Raw genomic sequence first — 19,625 nt, 5'->3', positions numbered from 1 at the left:
GAACAGCCGCAGGACGCGGCCCTTTATTCACTCAAGGAACGTTCCATGTCGCTCGCCATCGTCCACAGCCGCGCCCAGGTAGGGGTGGAGGCCCCTGCCGTTACCGTTGAGGTTCATCTGGCCAATGGTTTGCCATCGCTGACGATGGTCGGTTTGCCGGAAGCGGCTGTGAAGGAAAGCAAGGACCGGGTGCGCAGCGCGATCATCAACTCAGGGCTGAACTTCCCGGCGCGGCGCATCACCTTGAACCTGGCGCCCGCCGATCTACCGAAGGATGGCGGGCGGTTCGACCTGGCGATTGCCCTGGGGATCCTGGCCGCCAGTGTGCAAGTGCCGACCCTGACCCTTGACGACGTGGAATGCCTCGGTGAGCTGGCATTATCCGGCGCGGTGCGGCCGGTGCGCGGTGTCTTGCCCGCGGCGCTGGCGGCACGCAGGGCCGGGCGTACGCTGGTAGTCCCACGGGCAAATGCCGAGGAGGCCTGCCTGGCGTCGGGCCTGAAGGTCATCGCCGTGGATCATCTGCTCGAAGCCGTCGCGCACCTCAACAGCCATACGCCCATCGAACCTTTCGTTTCCAATGGGTTGCTCTCGGCCAGCAAGCCTTATCCAGACCTGAACGAAGTACAAGGCCAGGCCGGAGCCAAGCGCGCCTTGCTGATCGCTGCCGCCGGCGCTCATAACCTGCTGCTCAGCGGGCCTCCGGGAACCGGCAAGACCTTGCTGGCGAGCCGTCTGCCAGGGCTGTTGCCGCCATTGGCCGAGAGCGAGGCCCTGGAGGTGGCGGCGATTCAATCGGTCGCCAGTTGCGTGCCGTTGAGCCACTGGCCGCAACGGCCGTTTCGCCAGCCGCACCACTCGGCCTCCGGTCCAGCACTGGTGGGCGGCGGGTCCAAACCGCAGCCAGGGGAAATCACCCTCGCTCACCATGGCGTGCTGTTTCTGGATGAATTGCCCGAGTTTGACCGCAAGGTCCTGGAAGTGCTGAGGGAACCGCTGGAATCAGGCTACATCGTGGTGTCTCGCGCCCGTGACCGGGTGCGCTTCCCGGCACGTTTCCAACTGGTGGCGGCAATGAATCCGTGCCCTTGTGGATACCTGGGCGAGCCCACTGGCCGCTGCTCCTGCACGCCGGACATGGTGCAGCGCTATCGCAACAAGTTGTCCGGCCCCTTGCTGGACCGTATCGACTTGCACCTGACCGTCTCCCGTGAGGCCACCGCACTCAATCCACGGAGCGCACCGGGCGAGGATACGGCCACCGTCGCTGGACAGGTGGCCGAAGCCCGCGAGCGCCAGCACAAACGCCAGGGTTGCGCCAACGCTTTCCTGGACCTGCCGGGTTTACGCCGGCACTGCCATTTATCCACAACCGACGAAACCTGGCTGGAAACGGCCTGCGAACGGCTGACCTTATCGCTGCGTGCCGCCCATCGCCTGCTCAAGGTCGCCCGGACATTGGCGGACCTGGAGCAAGCGGCAAGCATTCGGCGCGAGCACCTGGCCGAAGCGCTGCAATATCGGCCCGCTACACCATGAACCGGGTCATGGCTTGGCCAGATCCACCAGCGGCGTGTCGCGCACTTCGGTTTTCTGACCGTTCTGGATGGTATCGATGCGCTTGAGTGCCTTGTCCACGGCACCCTTGTCCGCCAACAGGCTGTAATTGATCGTGAATCGCTTGTGCTCTTTCGGCCCGATAGTGGGGACCAGGCCCAAAGGTCGCTGGTACCGGCGGTTATAGGAAAAGCTGGTGCCCGGCTCCAACCCGGTCACATATCCCTGGCCCTGGGTGTCGGTGTTTTTCCACAGGGAGAAAACCGGAAGCGTCGCGGTGTTGAAGCCCACCGACACGCCAAGGTTGCCGGCCCTGTTGTGCAATACGGTGAGAGTGTCGCCCTTGGCATCGGCGTACGGCACGACGTTGAAGACGGTTTCGTCGTAATCACGCGTTGGCCCCCGGTAGGTTTGCCAATCGCCCAGGTCGCCCTTGGCCTTGTCGTTGAAGGGCGACACCTGCTTGATCGGGGCAACGAAACGCGCGCCCTGCTCCAGGAACGGCGTGCTGAAATTGCTGTGGTACAGCGCCTGGTATTCCTTCGGGTAATCGCCGTTGTTGGTCAGCGTGTCGTTGAGTGCGAAGGTCACGCTGCCAGGCTCGGTGACCAGTTCGGTCTGCACCGAGAAGTCGACCTTCTTGAAGGCCTGCTCCTTCAGCTCGCCCCTAAGCGTGATGGCGTATGGCGGTTTTTCATCGATATGCAGGGTGACCTTGTTGGCCGGAATGTTGGCGGCGCGACCGTGCAGGGTCAGCAGCTCGCCATTGTCCATGCCCGGGTGGCCGACCCATTCGTAGCCACAACGGGTCACCAGTTCGTTGAAACCTTCGAGCCAACCCAATCCACCGCGACCGTTGAGCTCGATAAAGGCCGGATTGACCACTTCCTTGACCGGCGAATCCCAGCCCATGCGCACGCTGCCCACCGAGGCCTGCAACACGTTCATGCCGCGGGTCGGGACGACCGAAAGCTTCAGGGTGCCGTTGTCGATGTCGACGATACTGACGCCCTCCTGCCGCCCGCCATGCAGGGTACGCATCGTCACGGAGAAGGGTTTGTCGGTTTTGACGCCGAGCTGTTGGCTGGTGATTTGCCAGGGCTGTGCGGCTTTGTCAGTGTCGAGCAGGACGTAGTCCCAAGCCATGGCGTGGGACGCGACGCCCAAGGCGCCGAGGGCAACAAACAGTTTGAGCGGAGTCATGGGAGTAGCCTTCTTTTTGGAGTTGTGCGGATTTTATAGTCTTGCAGAAACGTTTCAGCAAGTAGAAATACCGCAACCATCGCGAAAATGAAGGGTGGGTAAGCGACTCGATAAAAGCGGCCCGGTTGGCGCGAGGCTGGCTGGCCTGCCGCCATCGCGAGCAGGGCTCGCTCCCACAGGGTTTGGCTGAAATTAATCGTCATCCCGTGGGAGCGGGCCCTGCTCGCGATGAGGCCCTTCTGCCAGCAGCAGAATGCCTCAGCGGAACCGATCGACTTCCTGACGCAGGTCCTGCGCCAGTTTTTCCAGTTCCTTGGCGGTGATCGCCAGGTTCGAGACCACTTCGCGTTGTTCGCTGTTGGCCATGGCGATGCTCTGCAGGTTACTGCTCAACAAGGTCGCGGTGCTGCTTTGTTCCTGGGTGGCGGTGGTAATCGCCGCGAACTGCTGGCCGGCCGAACGGCTCTGCTCGTCGATGCGGGCCAGGGCCGAGGCCACGTTGGCGTTGCGCGACAGGCCTTCCTGCATCAACAGGTTGCCCTGTTCCATGGTGCTGATGGCGTTGCCGGTTTCCTGCTGGATGCTGGTGATCATGCTGGAGATTTCGTCAGTGGCCTGACGGGTACGGGACGCCAGGCTACGGACTTCGTCAGCCACCACGGCGAAACCACGGCCCTGCTCACCCGCACGGGCGGCTTCGATGGCGGCGTTCAAGGCCAGCAGGTTGGTTTGTTCGGCAATGGACGTGATCACGCCCACGATGCCGCCGATTTCCTGGGAACGCTGGCCCAGGGTATTGATGACCGTGGCGGTACTGTTGAGCGCGCCGGCGATCTGCTCCAGGGACGACGAAGCTTCATCCATCGACGTGCGACCGATCTGAGTCTGTTGTGCGTTTTCCTGTGCCAGACGCTGGGTGTTACTCATGTTGTCGGCAATGTTCAACGAGGTCGCACTGAACTCTTCCACCGCGCCGGCCATGCTGGTGATTTCGCCGGACTGCTGCTCCATTCCTTCATACGCCCCGCTGGACAGGCCGGACAAGGCCTGGGCGCGGCTGTTGACCTCCTGAGAAGCCTTGCGGATGTGTTCGACCATGGTCGACAGCGCCTGGCTCATCTGATTGAAGGCCCGGGCCAGTTGACCGATTTCGTCATGGCTCGACACGTTCAGGCGGACGCTCAGATCACCGGCCCCCAAGGCTTCCGCCTGGCGTACCAGATCCCCGAGAGGCGCCAGTTTGCTGCGCAGCAGCCACATCGCCGCGCCAACGGCCAGCAGCATCGCCAGCAGGCTGCCGATGGCCAGTTGCGTGCCCACGTTCCAGGTCACGGCGCTGATCTCGGCTTTCGGCATGCTCGCCACAACCGCCCATGGCCCGCCTTCGAACGGAACGGCGACGCTGTAGAACTCTTCGGCGGTATCGTTCCAGAACACCCCTTTGCCCGGCGTCTTGGCCAGCTTCTGGGTCGTGGTGGCTGCCTGGTCCAGCGCCTGCACGCCGGCGGGTGGCACCAGCCATTTGTTTTGCTCATCCAGCAAAGCCAGCGAACCGGTCTGGCCAATGCGGAAGCGCTTGAGGTTTTCGAACTGCGCGTTCTGCGCATCGGTGTAATCGAACCCTACATACAGCGCGGCGATGATCTTGCCGCTGCTGTCGCGCACCGGGCTGTACTGGGTCATGTAGTAGCGCCCGAACAGCAGGGTGCGACCGATGTAGCTCTGCCCGGCCATCAAGCGAGCATAGGCCGGGCTGGCATGGTCGAGCACCGTACCGATGGCGCGCGTACCGTCCTGCTTGCTGACGGAGGTGCTGACGCGGAAGAAATCCTCACCGTTGCGCACGAATACCGTGGCTGTTCCGGCGGTCATTTGCTTGAACTCGTCGACTTCGGTGAAATCGTTGTTCAACACCGTGCTGCCCAGGTTCAGGCTTGGGACCTGAACGCCCGCCACGGCAACCGGCTGGTCGGGGTGTACGCTGAGGCCAGCGCTGAAACGCTTTTCGAACAGGCCGGCCAACCGCTGGGTGCTTTCGCGCAGGGTGCCGTGGAAAGTGCTGAGCTGATCGGCTAACAAACGCGCTTCACTGGCCAGGTGTTCTTCACGGGTGGCAAGGTTGGCTGTATCCAGTGAACGCAGGGCAAAAACAGTACTGCCGGAAATCACGACCGCCAGTATCACGGCGAGGGCAAGACCCAGCTGTGAGGCGATCCGGGCACGGGGTTGAGACATGACGGCTCCTGGACGAGTGACCAGATCATCCTGATCGAGTCGCACACTCGGCATTTTATTCGGGTGAATTTATCGGTAAGCCCTTTCTGAACGAAGGTTCCATGTGCACGAATTCGGCGGCAAAGCCGAATACTTGAGCGCTTCGGGCGGATTAATATCAAGTAGCCACCAAGCGAGCATTTAACGATTCAGCCGAGGCGTTCTACCGTCGGCAATTGCATGGCCTTCACCTCACCCTGGAGAAAGTCACTGAGCCGACGCAAACGTTCACCTCCCGGCCGGGTTTTCGGCCAGACCAGGTAGTAATGCTCACCGCTGGCGACGGCCGTCGGCCATGGCAGGCTCAAACGCCCCTGTGCCACATCCTCGGCCACCATCAGCAAGTCGCCCATCGATACGCCATAACCGCGAGCGGCCGCGATCATGCCCAGCTCCAGCGTATCGAACACCTGCCCACCCTTGAGCGAAACCTTGTCGGAAAGGCCCATGCACTCGAGCCACTTGCGCCAGTCCCGACGGTCTGGCGTCGGGTGCAGCAATTCCGTGCTGGCCAGCCGTGCAATGTCCCAAGGCTGATCGTTCAACAGGTTCGGCGCGCCTACCGGGATCAACTCTTCGGGAAAAAGCAGGCTCGCTTCCCAGTCTGCCGGGAAGTGCCCGTTGCTCAACAATACGGCGCAATCGAAAGGCTCGGTGTTGAAGTCCACCGAATCGACATCCATCCACGCGCTGGTCAGTTGCACTTCATTGCCCGGCTGCAAATGGCGAAAGCGACTCAGGCGCGCCAGCAACCAACGCATGGTCAAGGTCGAGGGTGCCTTCATGCGCAGGATACCGTCCTCCCCGTGCAGGGTATGGCAGGCCCGCTCCAGCGCCATGAACCCCTCGCGCACGCCCGGCAGAAGCAGCCGCGCCGCTTCGGTCAGTTGCAGATTGCGTCCATTGCGCTGGAACAGTCGGCAGGCAAAGTGCTCCTCAAGCGTACGGATATGGCGGCTGACCGCACTTTGCGTAATCGACAATTCGTCCGCGGCGCGGGTAAACGAGCTGTACCGCGCCGCGGCTTCGAATGCCCGCAGTGCATACAGAGGAGGGAGACGGCGCGCCATTGGGAATCTCCGTAAGGCTGTCCACGCACCGTACCAGATATCCTGCATGAGTTTTAATCATGCCAGCGATCTTTTTTATCCTTTTGTGCAAAGCTCCGGAGGCGCCGAGAATCGAAGCTTTACTGCCTTTTCCAAACAGGTAGCGTGATGACCATGCAACATCCGGCGCGTACCGAACTCCGGGCCATCCTGCGGCTGGCGGGGCCGTTGATTGCCTCGCAGTTGGCGCACATGTTGATGGTCCTGACCGACACATTGATGATGGCGCGCCTGAGCCCCGAAGCCCTGGCCGGTGGTGGGCTGGGGGCGGCGTCTTATTCGTTCGTCTCGATTTTCTGCATCGGTGTGATCGCAGCCGTGGGCACCCTGGTCGCAATCCGCCAAGGCGCGGGCGATGTCGAGGGTGCTACCCGGCTGACCCAGGCCGGGTTATGGCTGGCCTGGCTGATGGCCCTGGTGGCGGGGTTACTGCTATGGAACCTCAAACCCGTGCTGTTGATGTTCGGCCAGACCGAAACCAACGTGCTGTCCGCCGGGCAATTCCTGCTGGCCCTGCCATTCGCCCTGCCCGGCTACCTGAGTTTCATGGCTCTGCGCGGTTTCACCAGCGCCATTGGCCGGGCCACGCCGGTGATGGTGATCAGCCTGGGCGGCACCGTGGCCAACTTCCTGCTCAACTACGCGCTTATCACGGGCCTGTTCGGCCTGCCGAAACTGGGGCTGATGGGGATTGGCCTGGTGACGGCCATTGTCGCCAATTGCATGGCCCTGGTGCTGGCCTGGCATATCCATCGTCACCCGGCTTACCACGCCTATCCATTGCTTGCAGGCCTGTCACGACCCAATCGCCACTACCTCAAGGAACTGTGGCGCCTGGGCTTGCCGATTGGCGGCACTTATACCGTGGAGGTTGGCCTGTTTGCGTTCGCCGCGCTGTGCATGGGCACCATGGGCAGCACGCCATTGGCGGCACACCAGATTGCCCTGCAAATCGTCTCGGTGGCGTTCATGGTCCCGGCGGGGATGTCGTATGCGATCACCATGCGCATCGGCCAACACTACGGCGCCGGGCAACTGCTCATGGCGAGACTGTCCGGACGGGTCGGTATCGGCTTCGGCGCAGCGGTGATGCTGACATTCGCCATGGTGTTCTGGCTGTTGCCGAATCAGCTTATCGGCCTGTTTCTGGACCACAACGACCCGGCTTTCCGTGGGGTCATCGACCTCGCGGTGAGCCTGCTGGCGGTCGCGGCATGGTTCGAGTTGTTCGACGGCACACAGACCATCGCCATGGGCTGCATCCGTGGGTTGAAGGACGCCAAGACCACGTTCCTGGTGGGCCTGGGTTGCTATTGGCTGATCGGTGCACCGGCCGCGTGGTCGATGGCCTTCCACCTGAACTGGGGGCCGACCGGTGTCTGGTGGGGCCTGGCCCTGGGACTGGCGTGCGCCGCGGTGAGCCTGACACTGGCGTTCGAAGGGAAGATGGCGCGGATGATCAGGGCTGAGACTGGGCAGCGGGGTTTCGACACCGTCCAGATCGATTGAGCATCCCCCTGTGAGAGCGAGCAGACTCGCTCCCACAGAAAACGGGGGGTCAGGCCATGCCTTGCTGTGTCGACTTGCCACCTTGCATCAGGTAGTCAACCAAGTCAGGCAACGGCAACGGTTTGCTGATCAGGTAACCCTGCACCTGGTCGCAACCGAAGCCCCGTAGCAGCGCCAGTTGCTCCGGGGTTTCCACGCCTTCGGCCACCACTTCCAGGTTCAGGTTGTGAGCCAGGTTGATCATCGCGTGCACCAGCTTGCGGTTCTCTTCACGCTGCTCCATGCCGCCGACAAAACTCTTGTCGATCTTGAGCAGGGCGATGGGCAGGCTGTTGAGGTGCACGAATGAGGAAAATCCGGTGCCGAAGTCGTCCAGGGAAAAACGCACCCCCAGGCGTCCCAGGGCGTCCATGGTCTGCTTGACCAATTCACTGCGGCGCATGACCGCGGTTTCGGTGAGTTCGAATTCAAGCCATTGGGCCTCGACACCGCGCTCGGCGATCAGCCGGCTCAAGGTCACCAGCAACTGACTGTCCTGGAACTGCCGGAACGACAGGTTGACCGCCATGTGCAAGGGCGCCAGGCCCCGCTCGCGCAGTGCCTGCATGTCCCGTAGCGCCCGGGAAATCACCCAGTAGCCCAACGGCACGATCAAGCCACTCTGTTCGGCCAGCGGCACGAATTCGCTCGGCGGCAGCAACCCGCGCTCACCGTGGCGCCAGCGCACCAGGGCTTCGAGGCCGACAATATTGCCGCTATCGAGATCCAGTCGGGGTTGGTAATGCAGTTCCAGCTCATCGCGCCGCAGTGCCCGGCGCAGTTCGCTCTCCAGGTCGGCGAGGCTACGGGCATTGCGGTTGATCCGTTCGTTGAAGATATGGAAGGTGCAGCCCTGAGTGCTCTTGGCCTGCTGCATGGCGATGTGGGCGTGCCACATCAGCGGATCGGCGCCAGCCTGGGCGCGAGCGTGGGCTATGCCCAGGCTGCAGCCGATCAGCAGGCTTTCACCGTCCACCCAATAAGGCTCGGCCATGGCTTGCGTGATGCGCTCGGCGATCCATTCGGCCCGTTGAGGTGCGCGGCGGGTGTCAATCAGCAAGGCGAACTCGTCGCCGCCCAGGCGCGCCAGCTGGTCGCCTGCCTCGAGCGATCCCTTGAGACGCGACACCACTTGCAGGATCAAGCGGTCGCCAGCCTGATGGCCGAGGGCATCGTTGGCGTGGCGGAAATTGTCCAGGTCCAGATGACCGAGCGCCAGGCCGCGGCCGTCGTTTTCCGCCAGGCGCGCCGCCAGCAGGGTCTGGAAACCCTGGCGGTTCGCGATGCCGGTCAACGGGTCCTGTTCGGCCAGACGTTGCAGCGTGTTCTCCAGCACGCCGCGTTCGCGCACGTGGCGCAGGCAACGGCGCAGGGTCGCGCTGTCGAGCATGTCACGCACCAGCCAGTCGCTGGCGCCATCGGGCGGTGTCGCCGGCTCCTGTTCAAGCAGCAGGACCGTCGGCAGGCGGCAACGACCGGGCGCCGGTTGCAATGCCGCGACGGTCAGCAGTACAGCATTGCGATTATCTTCGAACAGACTGCTGACCGACTCCCAGTCCGGGGCGCTGATCAGCACGACGGAGCCCGCCATGGGCGCCAGGCACTCGCGCAATATCGCCGGCCATTCAGGCTCTTCGGCCAATAGCAGCAAACGCAAGGGTTCGACAGGCGTGGACAAGCTGACTCCCTAGACTCTGCAAGGTGATAGGCGCCGGGCATTATGACCTGCCAATCGGCAATGACCAATGGCAATGGTTCTCAAATACAGGCTTCTGGTGAATTTTTCATCCAAAAATCGAACATTCCCCGCAAATCCGCCGCAAATTCCGGGGCGCGCCAGCAAAACGGCGATGTTCCTGCGAGTGGCGTCACAAGTCGGACAGAGCAGCACAATTCGCTGAGCCTGTTAAAATGCCGGCCCATTTTCGCAAACGACTCCCTGACCCCGTCATGTCCCGACTCAATCCCCGGCAGCAAGAAGCCGTGAACTACGTCGGCGGCCCACTTTTGGTGCTCGCCGGTGCTGGCTCCGGCAAGACCAGCGTGATCACCCGCAAGATCGCCCATCTGATCCAGAATTGTGGCATCCGCGCCCAGTACATTGTCGCCATGACCTTCACCAACAAGGCCGCCCGGGAAATGAAGGAGCGAGTCGGCGGCCTGCTGCGCCCCGGCGAAGGCCGGGGCCTGACGGTGTGCACATTTCACAACCTGGGCCTGAACATCATCCGCAAGGAACATGCGCGACTGGGCTACAAGCCGGGCTTTTCGATTTTCGACGAGACCGACGTCAAGGCCCTGATGACCGACATCATGCAGAAGGAATACTCGGGCGACGACGGCGTGGACGAGATCAAGAACATGATCGGCGCCTGGAAAAACGACCTGATCCTGCCGCCCGAGGCCCTGGAAAACGCCCGCAACCCCAAGGAACAGACCGCTGCCATCGTCTACGCTCACTACCAGCGCACGCTCAAGGCCTTCAACGCGGTGGACTTCGACGACCTGATCCTGCTGCCGGTCAAGCTATTCCAGGACCACGCCGACATCCTCGAAAAATGGCAGAACAGGGTCCGCTACCTGCTGGTGGACGAATACCAGGACACCAACGCCAGCCAATATCTGCTGGTAAAGCTGCTGATCGGCAAACGCAACCAGTTCACCGTCGTGGGTGATGACGACCAGTCGATCTACGCCTGGCGCGGCGCGCGGCCGGAAAACCTCATGCTGCTCAAGGAAGACTACCCGTCACTCAAGGTGGTGATGCTGGAGCAGAACTATCGCTCCACCAGCCGCATCCTGCGCTGTGCCAACGTGCTGATTTCCAACAACCCCCACGAGTTTGAAAAACAACTGTGGAGCGAGATGGGCCACGGCGACGAGATCCGCGTGATCCGCTGCCGCAACGAAGACGCCGAAGCCGAACGCGTGGCCATGGAAATCCTCAGCCTGCACCTGCGTACCGACCGACCGTACAGCGACTTTGCCATCCTGTATCGCGGCAACTACCAGGCCAAGCTGATCGAACTGAAGCTGCAGCACCATCAAATCCCTTATCGCCTGTCGGGCGGCAACAGCTTTTTCGGTCGCCAGGAAGTGAAGGACCTGATGGCCTACTTCCGCCTGATCGTGAACCCGGACGACGACAATGCCTTCCTGCGGGTCATCAACGTCCCCCGCCGGGAAATCGGTTCGACCACCCTGGAAAAACTTGGTAATTACGCCACCGAACGCAAGATTTCGATGTACGCCGCCACCGACGAAATCGGTTTGGGCGAGCACTTGGACAGCCGTTTCACCGACCGCCTGGCGCGCTTCAAGCGCTTCATGGACAAAGTACGTGAACAGTGCGCCGGGGAAGACCCGATCGCCGCGCTGCGTAGCATGGTCATGGACATCGACTACGAGAACTGGCTGCGCACCAACAGCTCCAGCGACAAGGCCGCCGATTACCGCATGGGCAACGTCTGGTTCCTGATCGAGGCGTTGAAAAATACCCTGGAGAAAGATGAAGACGGCGACATGACGGTCGAGGACGCCATCGGCAAGCTCGTGCTGCGGGACATGCTCGAACGTCAGCAGGAGGAGGAAGAAGGTGCCGAGGGCGTGCAGATGATGACTCTTCACGCCTCCAAGGGGCTCGAATTTCCCTACGTGTTCATCATGGGCATGGAAGAAGAAATCCTGCCGCACCGCTCCAGCATCGAAGCCGACACCATCGAAGAAGAGCGGCGCCTGGCCTATGTCGGCATTACCCGGGCCCGCCAGACCCTGGCGTTTACTTTCGCCGCCAAGCGTAAGCAATACGGCGAAGTGATCGACTGTGCCCCGAGCCGCTTCCTCGACGAACTGCCGCCGGACGACCTGGCCTGGGAAGGCAACGACGATACACCGACCGAAGTGAAGGCCGTTCGCGGCAATAACGCTCTGGCGGATATACGAGCGATGCTCAAGCGTTAGAATCGACTACTTTTTACTGACCCCAGGCGCTGATGGCGCCACCAGAGGAGGCTTCATGGAAGCCCTGCAGCAGAAAATCCGTGAACTGGGCATCGTGCTTTCCGATCAGGTCCTGAAAGTCGACGCTTTCCTGAACCATCAGATCGACCCGCAATTGATGAAGCTGATCGGCGACGAATTCGCCACGCTGTTCAAGGATTCGGGTATCACCAAGATCGTCACCATCGAAGCCTCGGGCATTGCCCCGGCGATCATGACCGGCCTGAACCTGGGCGTGCCGGTGATTTTCGCCCGCAAGCAGCAATCCCTGACCCTGACGGAGAACCTGCTGTCAGCGACCGTGTATTCGTTCACCAAGAAAACCGAAAGCACCGTCGCCATCAGCCCCCGTCACCTGACCAGCAGCGATCGGGTGCTGATCATCGATGACTTCCTGGCGAACGGCAAAGCCTCCCAGGCGCTGATTTCCATCATCAAGCAAGCCGGCGCCACCGTCGCCGGGCTGGGGATCGTGATCGAGAAATCCTTCCAGGGCGGTCGTGCTGAGCTGGATGCCCAGGGCTATCGCGTTGAATCCCTGGCGCGGGTGAAGTCGCTGGCGGGTGGTGTCGTCACCTTCATCGACTAACCCTATCTCCTGTGGGAGCGGGCTTGCTCGCGAATGCGGTGTGTCAGCTAAAGTAATTTCGACTGACACACTGCATTCGCGAGCAAGCCCGCTCCCACAATGGATTGTGCTCGTCGTTACAGCGCCGTAGCCTTCAGCCCTGCCAGCAACAACCGCTGGGCCAAATCCTCTTTCAGCCCTTCCGGGCTCGCCAGTTGCATCCGTTCCAGATGCTCGGGGTAGGTCCCGGGTTCCGGCGCATCCAGCGCAGCCTTGCCCAGTTCGAACATTTCGGTGAGCTTGAACTTGCTCTTGAGCCAATTCAGCGCCCGCAAGAGATCGCGCTCTACCCCGTCGAAATCAGAGCCCAGCGGGTATTCGGGAAACAGGTTCGGGTGCCGGGCCTGGATCGCCTGCAAACGTTGCGGGGTGTTGTCAGCGAACCGCGGATCGAGACGGAAATCCCTGGGCAGCTTGCCCGCGTTCTGCGCCTGCTCGATCAGCCCCGGCTGGAAGCGTGAATCGCTGATGTTCAGCAACGCTTCGATCACGGCGGCGTCGGTCTTGCCCCGCAAGTCGGCGAGGCCGTACTCGGTGACCACGATGTCCCGCAAGTGCCGGGGGATCGTGCAGTGGCCGTACTCCCAGACAATGTTCGAACTGACCTCGCCTCCCGCCTCGCGCCAACTGCGCAAGAGCAGAATCGAGCGCGCGCCCTCCAGTGCATGCCCCTGGGCAACGAAGTTGTACTGCCCGCCCACACCACTGAGCACCCGTCCGTCTTCCAATTGATCGGCCACCCCGGCGCCCAGCAAGGTCATGGTGAACACCGTGTTGATGAAACGCGCATCGATTCGTTGCAGGCGCTTGAGCTGTTCCTGGCCGTACAGCTCGTTGATGTAGCTGATGCGGGTCATGTTGAATTCGAGCCGCCTGCTTGGGGGCAATTCGTGCAAGCGCTCGTAGAAGCTGCGCGGGCCCAGGAAGAAGCCACCGTGGATGCACACGCCGTCGGGCTGCGCCGCCTCATCGAGGGTACCGGCGTTGGCCTGTTCCTGGGTCGTCACGTCGGGGTAGACCTTGCGGCGGATAATTCCGGCCTCGGCCAGCACCAACAGGCCGTTGACGAACATTTCACTGCACCCATACAAACCTTTGGCAAACGGCTCGACGCCGCCCTCGCGCTCGATCAACTGCGCCCACTGGCTAAGGTTCAGGTCAGCCAGCAACGCTTGGTAACCCACATTATCCGCCTGGCGCGCCAGCAACGCGGCCGTCAATGCGTCCCCCATGGAGCCGATGCCGATCTGCAACGTGCCGCCGTCGCGCACCAGGGTGCTGGCGTGCAGGCCGATGAAATGATCCTGGAACCCCACCGGCATGTTGGGCGTGGAAAACAGCGTGTGGCTGTCCTTCTCGTCGATCAGGAAATCGAAATCATCAATGCCGATTTCCGCGTCCCCTGGCATGTAGGGCAAGTCGCTGTGAACCTGGCCCAGCATGAGGATGGTCTCCCCCGCCGCCCGCCGCTTGGCAATCATGGGCAGCAGATCAAGTGTGATGTCGGGGTTGCAGCTCAGACTCAGGCGATCCGAGTGCTGCGGGTCGCTCGCCACCAATTGCGCGATCAGGTTCAGACCGGCGGCGTTGATATCCCGGGCAGCGTGGCTGTAATTGCTGCTGACGTAGTCCTGCTGGGCCGAAGCGCTGTGCAGCAGGCTGCCGGGTTGCAGGAAGAACTGCTCGACCCGGATGTTGGAAGGCAGGCAGTCCCGATGCAGATCGGCCAGGTAGTCGAGTTCGGGGTAGTCGCCGAAAACCCGCTCGATGAAAGGCTCCAGAAATCGCTTCTGCAAACCATCGCCCAGGTTCGGCCGCCCCAGGCTCAGGGCCGTATAGATGGTCAGTTGCCGCTCGGGCAATTGCGCGACGCGCCGGTACAACGCGTTGGCGAACAGATTGGGTTTGCCCAGGCCCAGGGGCATGCCGAGGTGAATGTGGGCTGGCAGGCGCTCCAGTACTTCGTCCACCGCCTGTTCGATTGAACACAACTGCACCATCCGACCCTCCGGGACATTCCGTGATGTGGGTTGGACCGAGCTTGCCGGGTCTTGGTTGCGATGAACAGGTCGGAAAGACATCGGGCACAAAAAAGCCGCTCGAAAGCGGCTTTTTGTGCCCGATACCGGAAGGTTACAGCCCGGACATCTCTTTGATGGCGCCTTTGAGTTCGTCATCCGAACAGTCGGCACAGGTACCTTTAGGCGGCATGGCGTTGATACCGGTAATGGCCTTGGCCAGGATGCCGTCGAGGCCGCCCTGGTGATCGGCGCGCTCTTTCCAGGCAGCCTTGTCACCGATTTTCGGTGCGCCCAGCAGGCCGGTGCCGTGACAAGCGTTGCAATGCTTGGCAATGACATCTTTCGGTGCCTTGGCACCACCAGCACCGCCAGCTGCTGCAGCAACCTCCATGCCCTTGCATTCTTTCCCTTGAACACAAACCTGGCCGACGGGTTCAAGACGTTTGGCGATTTCATCGGTGGGCGCCGCTTGGGCGCTCGCAGCCCAAAGGGCCAATACGGTAGCTGGTGCAGCCAGCATTTTCATAATTAGGTTCACGCGTACACCCTCAATGGTGGCTAGTCACGCCTGCGGCCACGGTTTGCAGGCGGGCGCAAGTATAGCGGTAAGCCTGTCACACTGAAACAACCCTAAAGTCGCAAGGGTCTTGTCCAGCATGACCCGCTTACCCCCAGGCGCCTCTGCCATCCAGGCTCGGCGCCATGTTTCTTAGAAATTGGCCGGTGTGGCTGCGCTGATCAGTCGCGCCGGCGCATCGAACGGATTACGGAAACGGTGCGGCTTGGTGCTTTCGAAATAGTAGCTGTCACCCGCTTCGAGCACGAATGTCTCGGCGCCCACCACCAGCTCCAACCGACCTTCCACCAGAATCCCGGTCTCCTCACCCTCATGGGTAAGCATCTCTTCACCGGTGTCGGCGCCAGGCGGGTAGATCTCGTTCAGGAAGGCAATGGCCCGGCTCGGATGCGCCCTGCCCACCAGTTTCATGGTCACGGCGCCGTCGGAGATATCGATCAATTCGTTGGCTTTGTAGACGATCTGGGTCGGTTTCTCCTGAAGGATTTCTTCGGAGAAAAACTCGACCATGGACATGGGGATTCCGCCAAGGACTTTACGCAGCGAGCTGATCGAGGGGCTGACACTGTTTTTCTCGATCATCGAAATGGTGCTGTTGGTGACGCCCGCGCGCTTGGCGAGTTCACGCTGGGAAAGACCTTTGAGTTTACGAATGGCTTGCAGTCGTTCACCGACGTCCAATGCAGGAACCTCCAGGAAGTCAGGTTGTGGTGTAAGTGAGCGTTATCATGGCGACAGCGTTCAGTATTTACAACACCTTGGCCCGAATCCTGTGCAGTGAAGCGACCTCCGGTCAAGCCTGCTTCGTCTCAGCCCTCGGAATAGAGCCTTGGCACTCGTCGCAGGTTACAAAAAATCTGATAGGGAATCGTGCCGGCGGCCTTCGCGACGTCACTGGCAAGAACGTGCTTGCCCCAAAGCTCTACGCTCGAACCGAGGCCGGCGTGCGGCAAGTTCGTCAGATCGACGCACAGCATGTCCATCGAAACCCGTCCGACCAGTTGACTGGGCTGTCCATCAACCTGCACCGGCGTACCGGTCGGCGCCTGGCGTGGGTACCCATCGGCATACCCCATGGCAACCACCCCGACCCGAGTCGGTTGCGCGGTCACGAAGCGGGCGCCATATCCCACCGGCTCGCCGGCGGGTAATTCGCGCACGCTGATGATCTTCGACTCCAGCGTCATGACCGGTTGCAAGCGTGAAGCCGTAGGGTGGGCTTCATCGAAGGGCGTCGCGCCATACAGCATGATACCCGGGCGCACCCAGTCGCTCGGAATTTGCGGCCAACCCAGAACCGCCGGTGAATTGCGCAGGCTCGTTTCCGCCACCAGGCCCTGGCGAGCCGCCTCGAACACCGCCAGTTGCTGGACGCTGCTGGAGTCGTGCAACTCGTCGGCACGGGCGAAGTGAGTCATCAACACAATCTTCGCCACCTTGCCGCTGGCCAGCAGTCGACGATAGGCGCCTTGGTAGTCCGCAGGGTGCAATCCGACCCGATGCATCCCGGAGTCAAGCTTGAGCCAGACGGTGATCGGCTTGCTCATCGCTGCCTTCTCGAGCGCTTCGAGCTGCCACAAGGAATGCACGACGCACCACAGATCATGCTCGACGATCAGCGACAACTCATTGGCTTCGAAAAAACCTTCCAGCAACAGGATCGGCCCACGAATCCCGCCGGCCCGCAGTTCCAGGGCCTCTTCGATGCAGGCCACGGCAAAGCCGTCGGCACTGTCCTGCAAGGCCTCGGCACAACGTACCGCACCGTGCCCGTAGGCGTCGGCCTTGAGCACCGCCAGGGCCTTGGCTCCTGTGACTTCGCGGGCCAATTGGTAGTTGTGACGCAGGGCTTGGAGATCGATCAGGGCACGAGCAGGACGCATGGCGGCAGACTTCTATAGTCGGACAGGGGTAAAAAACCGGCGCTGGCTGATGGCATGTACCACCCGCCGCGCCGGGAGAGGGAGGGGTTTCAATCGCTCTACGGCAGGGCGGCCACGACCGACAGTTCGATCAGGATTTCCGGTTCGCAAAGCCTGGCTTCCACCGTGGCTCGCGCCGGCGCGACGCCTTTGGGCAGCCACTTGTCCCAGACCGAATTCATGCCTTCGAAGTCGGCCTCGATGTCCTTGAGATAAATCGTCACCGATAGCAGACGCGTCTTGTCGGTCCCCGCCAGGTCCAGCAAACGCTCAATATTGGCAAGGGTTTCGCGGGTCTGCTGTTCGATGCCGGCGCTCATGTCGTCGCCGACCTGTCCGGCCAGGTAAACGGTGCCGTTGTGCACCACAACCTGGCTCATGCGGTCATTGGTGAGCTGGCGCTGGATTGCCATGTTTCGCAGACTCCTGATGTTTGCTGCCATAACGGGAAATATCGAGACCTTCGGCGCTGATCTGTGGCTTTTTCCGAGCCATCAAGTCCGCCAGCAAACGACCGGAACCACAGGCCATGGTCCAGCCGAGCGTGCCATGACCGGTGTTCAGGAAAAGGTTCCTGAACGGCGTGGCGCCAACGATCGGCGTACCGTCCGGGGTCGTCGGGCGCAAGCCGGTCCAGAAACTGGCCTGGGCCAGATTGCCGCCCTGAGGATAAAGGTCGTTGACGATCATCTCCAGGGTTTCACGGCGACGCGGATTCAACGACAGGTCGAAACCGGCAATTTCCGCCATGCCGCCCACACGGATGCGGTTGTCGAAACGGGTGATCGCCACCTTGTAGGTTTCGTCGAGGATGGTGGAGGTAGGCGCCATTGCCGGGTTGGTGATCGGCACGGTCAGGGAATACCCCTTGAGCGGGTAGACCGGGGCGCGGATACCGAGGGGCTTGAGCAATTGCGGCGAATAGCTGCCCAACGCCAGGACGTAACGATCGGCGGTTTCCAGCTTGCCATCGATCCAGACACCATTGATGCGGTCACCGGCAAAGTCCAGGCGTTGAATATCCTGGCCGAAGCGGAATTCCACACCGAGCTTGACGGCCATTTCCGCCAGGCGCGTGGTGAACATCTGGCAATCGCCGGTCTGGTCGTTGGGCAACCGCAGGGCGCCCGCCAGAATGTCGGTGACATTGGCCAGAGCCGGTTCGACCCGCGCGATGCCTTCGCGATCGAGCACTTCGAAGGGCACGCCGGACTCCTTCAGTACGGCGATGTCCTTCGCCGCGCCGTCGAGCTGAGCCTGGGTACGGAACAACTGTGTAGTACCCAGGCTACGGCCTTCGTAGGCAATACCGGTTTCGGCGCGCAGCTCGTCGAGACAGTCGCGGCTGTACTCCGACAGGCGCACCATACGTTCCTTGTTGATGGCGTAACGACTGGCGGTGCAGTTGCGAAGCATCTGCGCCATCCACAGGTATTGGTCAATGTCGGCCGTGGCCTTGATGGCCAGCGGCGCATGACGCTGCAGCAGCCACTTGATGGCCTTGAGCGGCACGCCCGGCGCGGCCCACGGCGAGGCATACCCCGGCGAGACCTGGCCGGCGTTGGCGAAGCTGGTTTCCATGGCGGGCGCCGGCTGACGGTCGACCACAACCACTTCAAATCCGGCGCGGGCCAGATAGTAGGCACTGACCGTGCCGATGACGCCGCTACCCAAGACCAGAACGCGCATTTTATGACCTCATCGCGGCTAACCGCTGACGTTTGTTGTACACAGCTTTGATGCGCGCAGTTTAAAAAAGATCAGGCAGTGCTTTTCACTATATAAATGCCTATATTTGGCGAGAATTCTCGGCAAAAACCCTTTTCATGGAGGAGCATCCCCTGTGCGCACCAATACACAGACCAAACGCGAGCTGGACAAGATCGACCGCAACATCCTGCGCATCCTCCAGGCGGACGGGCGGATCTCCTTCACCGAACTGGGCGAAAAGGTCGGTCTGTCCACCACACCGTGTACCGAGCGGGTGCGGCGCCTGGAGCGCGAAGGGATCATCATGGGTTATAACGCCCGGCTCAATCCCCAGCACCTGAAGGGCAGCCTGCTGGTGTTTGTCGAGATCAGCCTCGACTACAAGTCCGGCGATACTTTCGAAGAATTCCGACGCGCCGTGCTGAAATTGCCTCACGTTCTGGAGTGCCATCTGGTGTCGGGGGATTTTGACTACCTGGTGAAGGCACGGATTTCCGAGATGGCCTCGTACCGCAAGCTGCTGGGCGACATTCTGCTCAAGCTGCCCCACGTTCGTGAGTCCAAGAGTTATATCGTGATGGAAGAGGTGAAGGAGAGCCTGAATCTGCCGATTCCGGATTGAACGAGGCCCTCGCGGGTGTCAAACCAGTACCTGCCGATTGCTGGCCATGTACTCATGAATCTGCTTCTCGACCCGCGGATGAATCAACTCCACCGGACGTCGCCCATTGGGGCACGGCAAGCTTGCAGTGGTGCCGAACAGCCGACAGATCAACGGTCGCTCGTCATAGACGGTGCAACCGTTCGGTCCCAGGTGAACGCAATCGAGCGCTTCCAGGGCGGCGTCCTGTTCGGCCCGGGTCTTGCGCGGCAGACGGGCCATTTCCTCGGGGGACGTGGTCACCGGTCCGCAGCAGTCATGGCAGCCCGGCACACATTCGAACGACGGGATCTGCTGGCGCAGCGTGCGGATTTTTTGACTGTTGCAACTCATCGAAACGGCTACCAAGGCGAGACAGTCCGGGATTCTGCCTTAAAAGCAGCGGGCCAGACAGCGCCGGCCGACCGATGTTGCCC

At 61.5% G+C, this 19,625-nt stretch carries 16 protein-coding genes and 1 pseudogene; 5 read left to right on the top strand and 12 right to left on the bottom strand.

The window, feature by feature from the left end; all coding sequences use genetic code 11:
- The first annotated feature begins 45 nt into the window (after positions 1-45).
- Positions 46-1,539: a YifB family Mg chelatase-like AAA ATPase gene (locus EGM97_RS16835; protein ID WP_238961725.1), complete on the top strand. Its 1,494-nt coding sequence runs from the start codon at positions 46-48 to the stop codon at positions 1,537-1,539.
- Between the two features lie 6 nt (positions 1,540-1,545).
- On the opposite strand, the gene EGM97_RS16830 is transcribed toward EGM97_RS16835, so the two are convergent.
- The 4 genes and pseudogenes from EGM97_RS16830 to EGM97_RS16815 all read right to left on the bottom strand — a co-directional run bounded on the left by EGM97_RS16830 (position 1,546) and on the right by EGM97_RS16815 (position 6,104).
- Positions 1,546-2,760: an aldose 1-epimerase family protein gene (locus tag EGM97_RS16830; protein ID WP_238961726.1), complete on the bottom strand. Its 1,215-nt coding sequence runs from the start codon at positions 2,758-2,760 to the stop codon at positions 1,546-1,548.
- 258 nt (positions 2,761-3,018) lie between these two features.
- Entirely contained in the window at positions 3,019-3,741 is a 723-nt protein-coding gene (locus EGM97_RS16825) for a methyl-accepting chemotaxis protein (RefSeq protein ID WP_477788824.1), read from the bottom strand.
- Positions 3,742-3,873: 132 nt separating this feature from the next.
- Positions 3,874-4,995: pseudogene (locus tag EGM97_RS16820) on the bottom strand (Cache 3/Cache 2 fusion domain-containing protein); the annotation flags it as partial.
- Positions 4,996-5,183: 188 nt separating this feature from the next.
- Positions 5,184-6,104 (bottom strand): LysR substrate-binding domain-containing protein, encoded by a 921-nt coding sequence (locus EGM97_RS16815; RefSeq protein ID WP_238961728.1) that lies wholly within the window; start codon positions 6,102-6,104, stop codon positions 5,184-5,186.
- 147 nt (positions 6,105-6,251) lie between these two features.
- Here EGM97_RS16815 and EGM97_RS16810 point away from each other — a divergent pair, with 147 nt between their 5' ends.
- The gene (locus EGM97_RS16810) at positions 6,252-7,652 is read left to right on the top strand and encodes a NorM family multidrug efflux MATE transporter (RefSeq protein WP_238961729.1); all 1,401 of its coding nucleotides are present in this window, start codon (positions 6,252-6,254) and stop codon (positions 7,650-7,652) included.
- 49 nt (positions 7,653-7,701) lie between these two features.
- Here the strand turns inward: EGM97_RS16810 and EGM97_RS16805 are convergent, their stop codons facing one another.
- Positions 7,702-9,369, bottom strand: a complete 1,668-nt coding sequence (locus tag EGM97_RS16805; protein ID WP_238961730.1) for a putative bifunctional diguanylate cyclase/phosphodiesterase — start codon at positions 9,367-9,369, stop codon at positions 7,702-7,704.
- Positions 9,370-9,641: 272 nt separating this feature from the next.
- On the opposite strand from EGM97_RS16805, the gene rep reads away from it, so the two are divergent.
- Entirely contained in the window at positions 9,642-11,651 is a 2,010-nt protein-coding gene (gene rep / locus EGM97_RS16800; protein WP_238961731.1) for a DNA helicase Rep, read from the top strand.
- A gap of 55 nt (positions 11,652-11,706) precedes the next feature.
- Positions 11,707-12,279, top strand: a complete 573-nt coding sequence (locus EGM97_RS16795; protein ID WP_238961732.1) for a xanthine phosphoribosyltransferase — start codon at positions 11,707-11,709, stop codon at positions 12,277-12,279.
- A gap of 116 nt (positions 12,280-12,395) precedes the next feature.
- Here EGM97_RS16795 and EGM97_RS16790 read toward each other — a convergent pair whose 3' ends face one another.
- The 6 genes from EGM97_RS16790 to dadA all read right to left on the bottom strand — a co-directional run bounded on the left by EGM97_RS16790 (position 12,396) and on the right by dadA (position 18,527).
- Positions 12,396-14,318, bottom strand: a complete 1,923-nt coding sequence (locus EGM97_RS16790; RefSeq protein ID WP_238961733.1) for an acetyl-CoA hydrolase/transferase C-terminal domain-containing protein — start codon at positions 14,316-14,318, stop codon at positions 12,396-12,398.
- Between the two features lie 133 nt (positions 14,319-14,451).
- Complete coding sequence (locus EGM97_RS16785) at positions 14,452-14,865, bottom strand: c-type cytochrome (protein WP_343075398.1); 414 nt, start codon at positions 14,863-14,865, stop codon at positions 14,452-14,454.
- A gap of 183 nt (positions 14,866-15,048) precedes the next feature.
- Positions 15,049-15,597 carry a cupin domain-containing protein gene (locus EGM97_RS16780; RefSeq protein ID WP_053148616.1) on the bottom strand — a complete coding sequence of 183 codons (549 nt, stop codon included), beginning with the start codon at positions 15,595-15,597 and terminating at the stop codon, positions 15,049-15,051.
- A gap of 128 nt (positions 15,598-15,725) precedes the next feature.
- Positions 15,726-16,799, bottom strand: a complete 1,074-nt coding sequence (alr, locus tag EGM97_RS16775; RefSeq protein ID WP_238961734.1) for an alanine racemase — start codon at positions 16,797-16,799, stop codon at positions 15,726-15,728.
- Between the two features lie 98 nt (positions 16,800-16,897).
- Positions 16,898-17,251, bottom strand: coding sequence for a RidA family protein (locus EGM97_RS16770; RefSeq protein ID WP_238961735.1), 354 nt, complete (start codon positions 17,249-17,251; stop codon positions 16,898-16,900).
- On the bottom strand, positions 17,223-18,527 hold the full coding sequence (dadA, locus tag EGM97_RS16765) for a D-amino acid dehydrogenase (RefSeq protein ID WP_238961736.1): 1,305 nt from the start codon (positions 18,525-18,527) through the stop codon (positions 17,223-17,225). Before dadA ends, EGM97_RS16770 begins: the two co-directional genes overlap by 29 nt.
- A gap of 154 nt (positions 18,528-18,681) precedes the next feature.
- Between dadA and EGM97_RS16760 the strand changes: the two genes are divergently transcribed.
- Positions 18,682-19,170 (top strand): Lrp/AsnC ligand binding domain-containing protein, encoded by a 489-nt coding sequence (locus tag EGM97_RS16760; protein WP_003206849.1) that lies wholly within the window; start codon positions 18,682-18,684, stop codon positions 19,168-19,170.
- Between the two features lie 18 nt (positions 19,171-19,188).
- On the opposite strand, the gene EGM97_RS16755 is transcribed toward EGM97_RS16760, so the two are convergent.
- A complete protein-coding gene (locus EGM97_RS16755) occupies positions 19,189-19,542 on the bottom strand; it encodes a YkgJ family cysteine cluster protein (protein ID WP_238961737.1) in 354 nt (117 codons plus the stop codon).
- Positions 19,543-19,625: the final 83 nt, after the last annotated feature.

The organism is Pseudomonas sp. AF32, assembly GCF_022342325.2.
Classification (GTDB): Bacteria; Pseudomonadota; Gammaproteobacteria; order Pseudomonadales; family Pseudomonadaceae; genus Aquipseudomonas; species Aquipseudomonas uvaldensis.
Note: the sequence above shows the minus strand (reverse complement) of the source record. Positions and strands in the feature narration are given on the sequence as shown.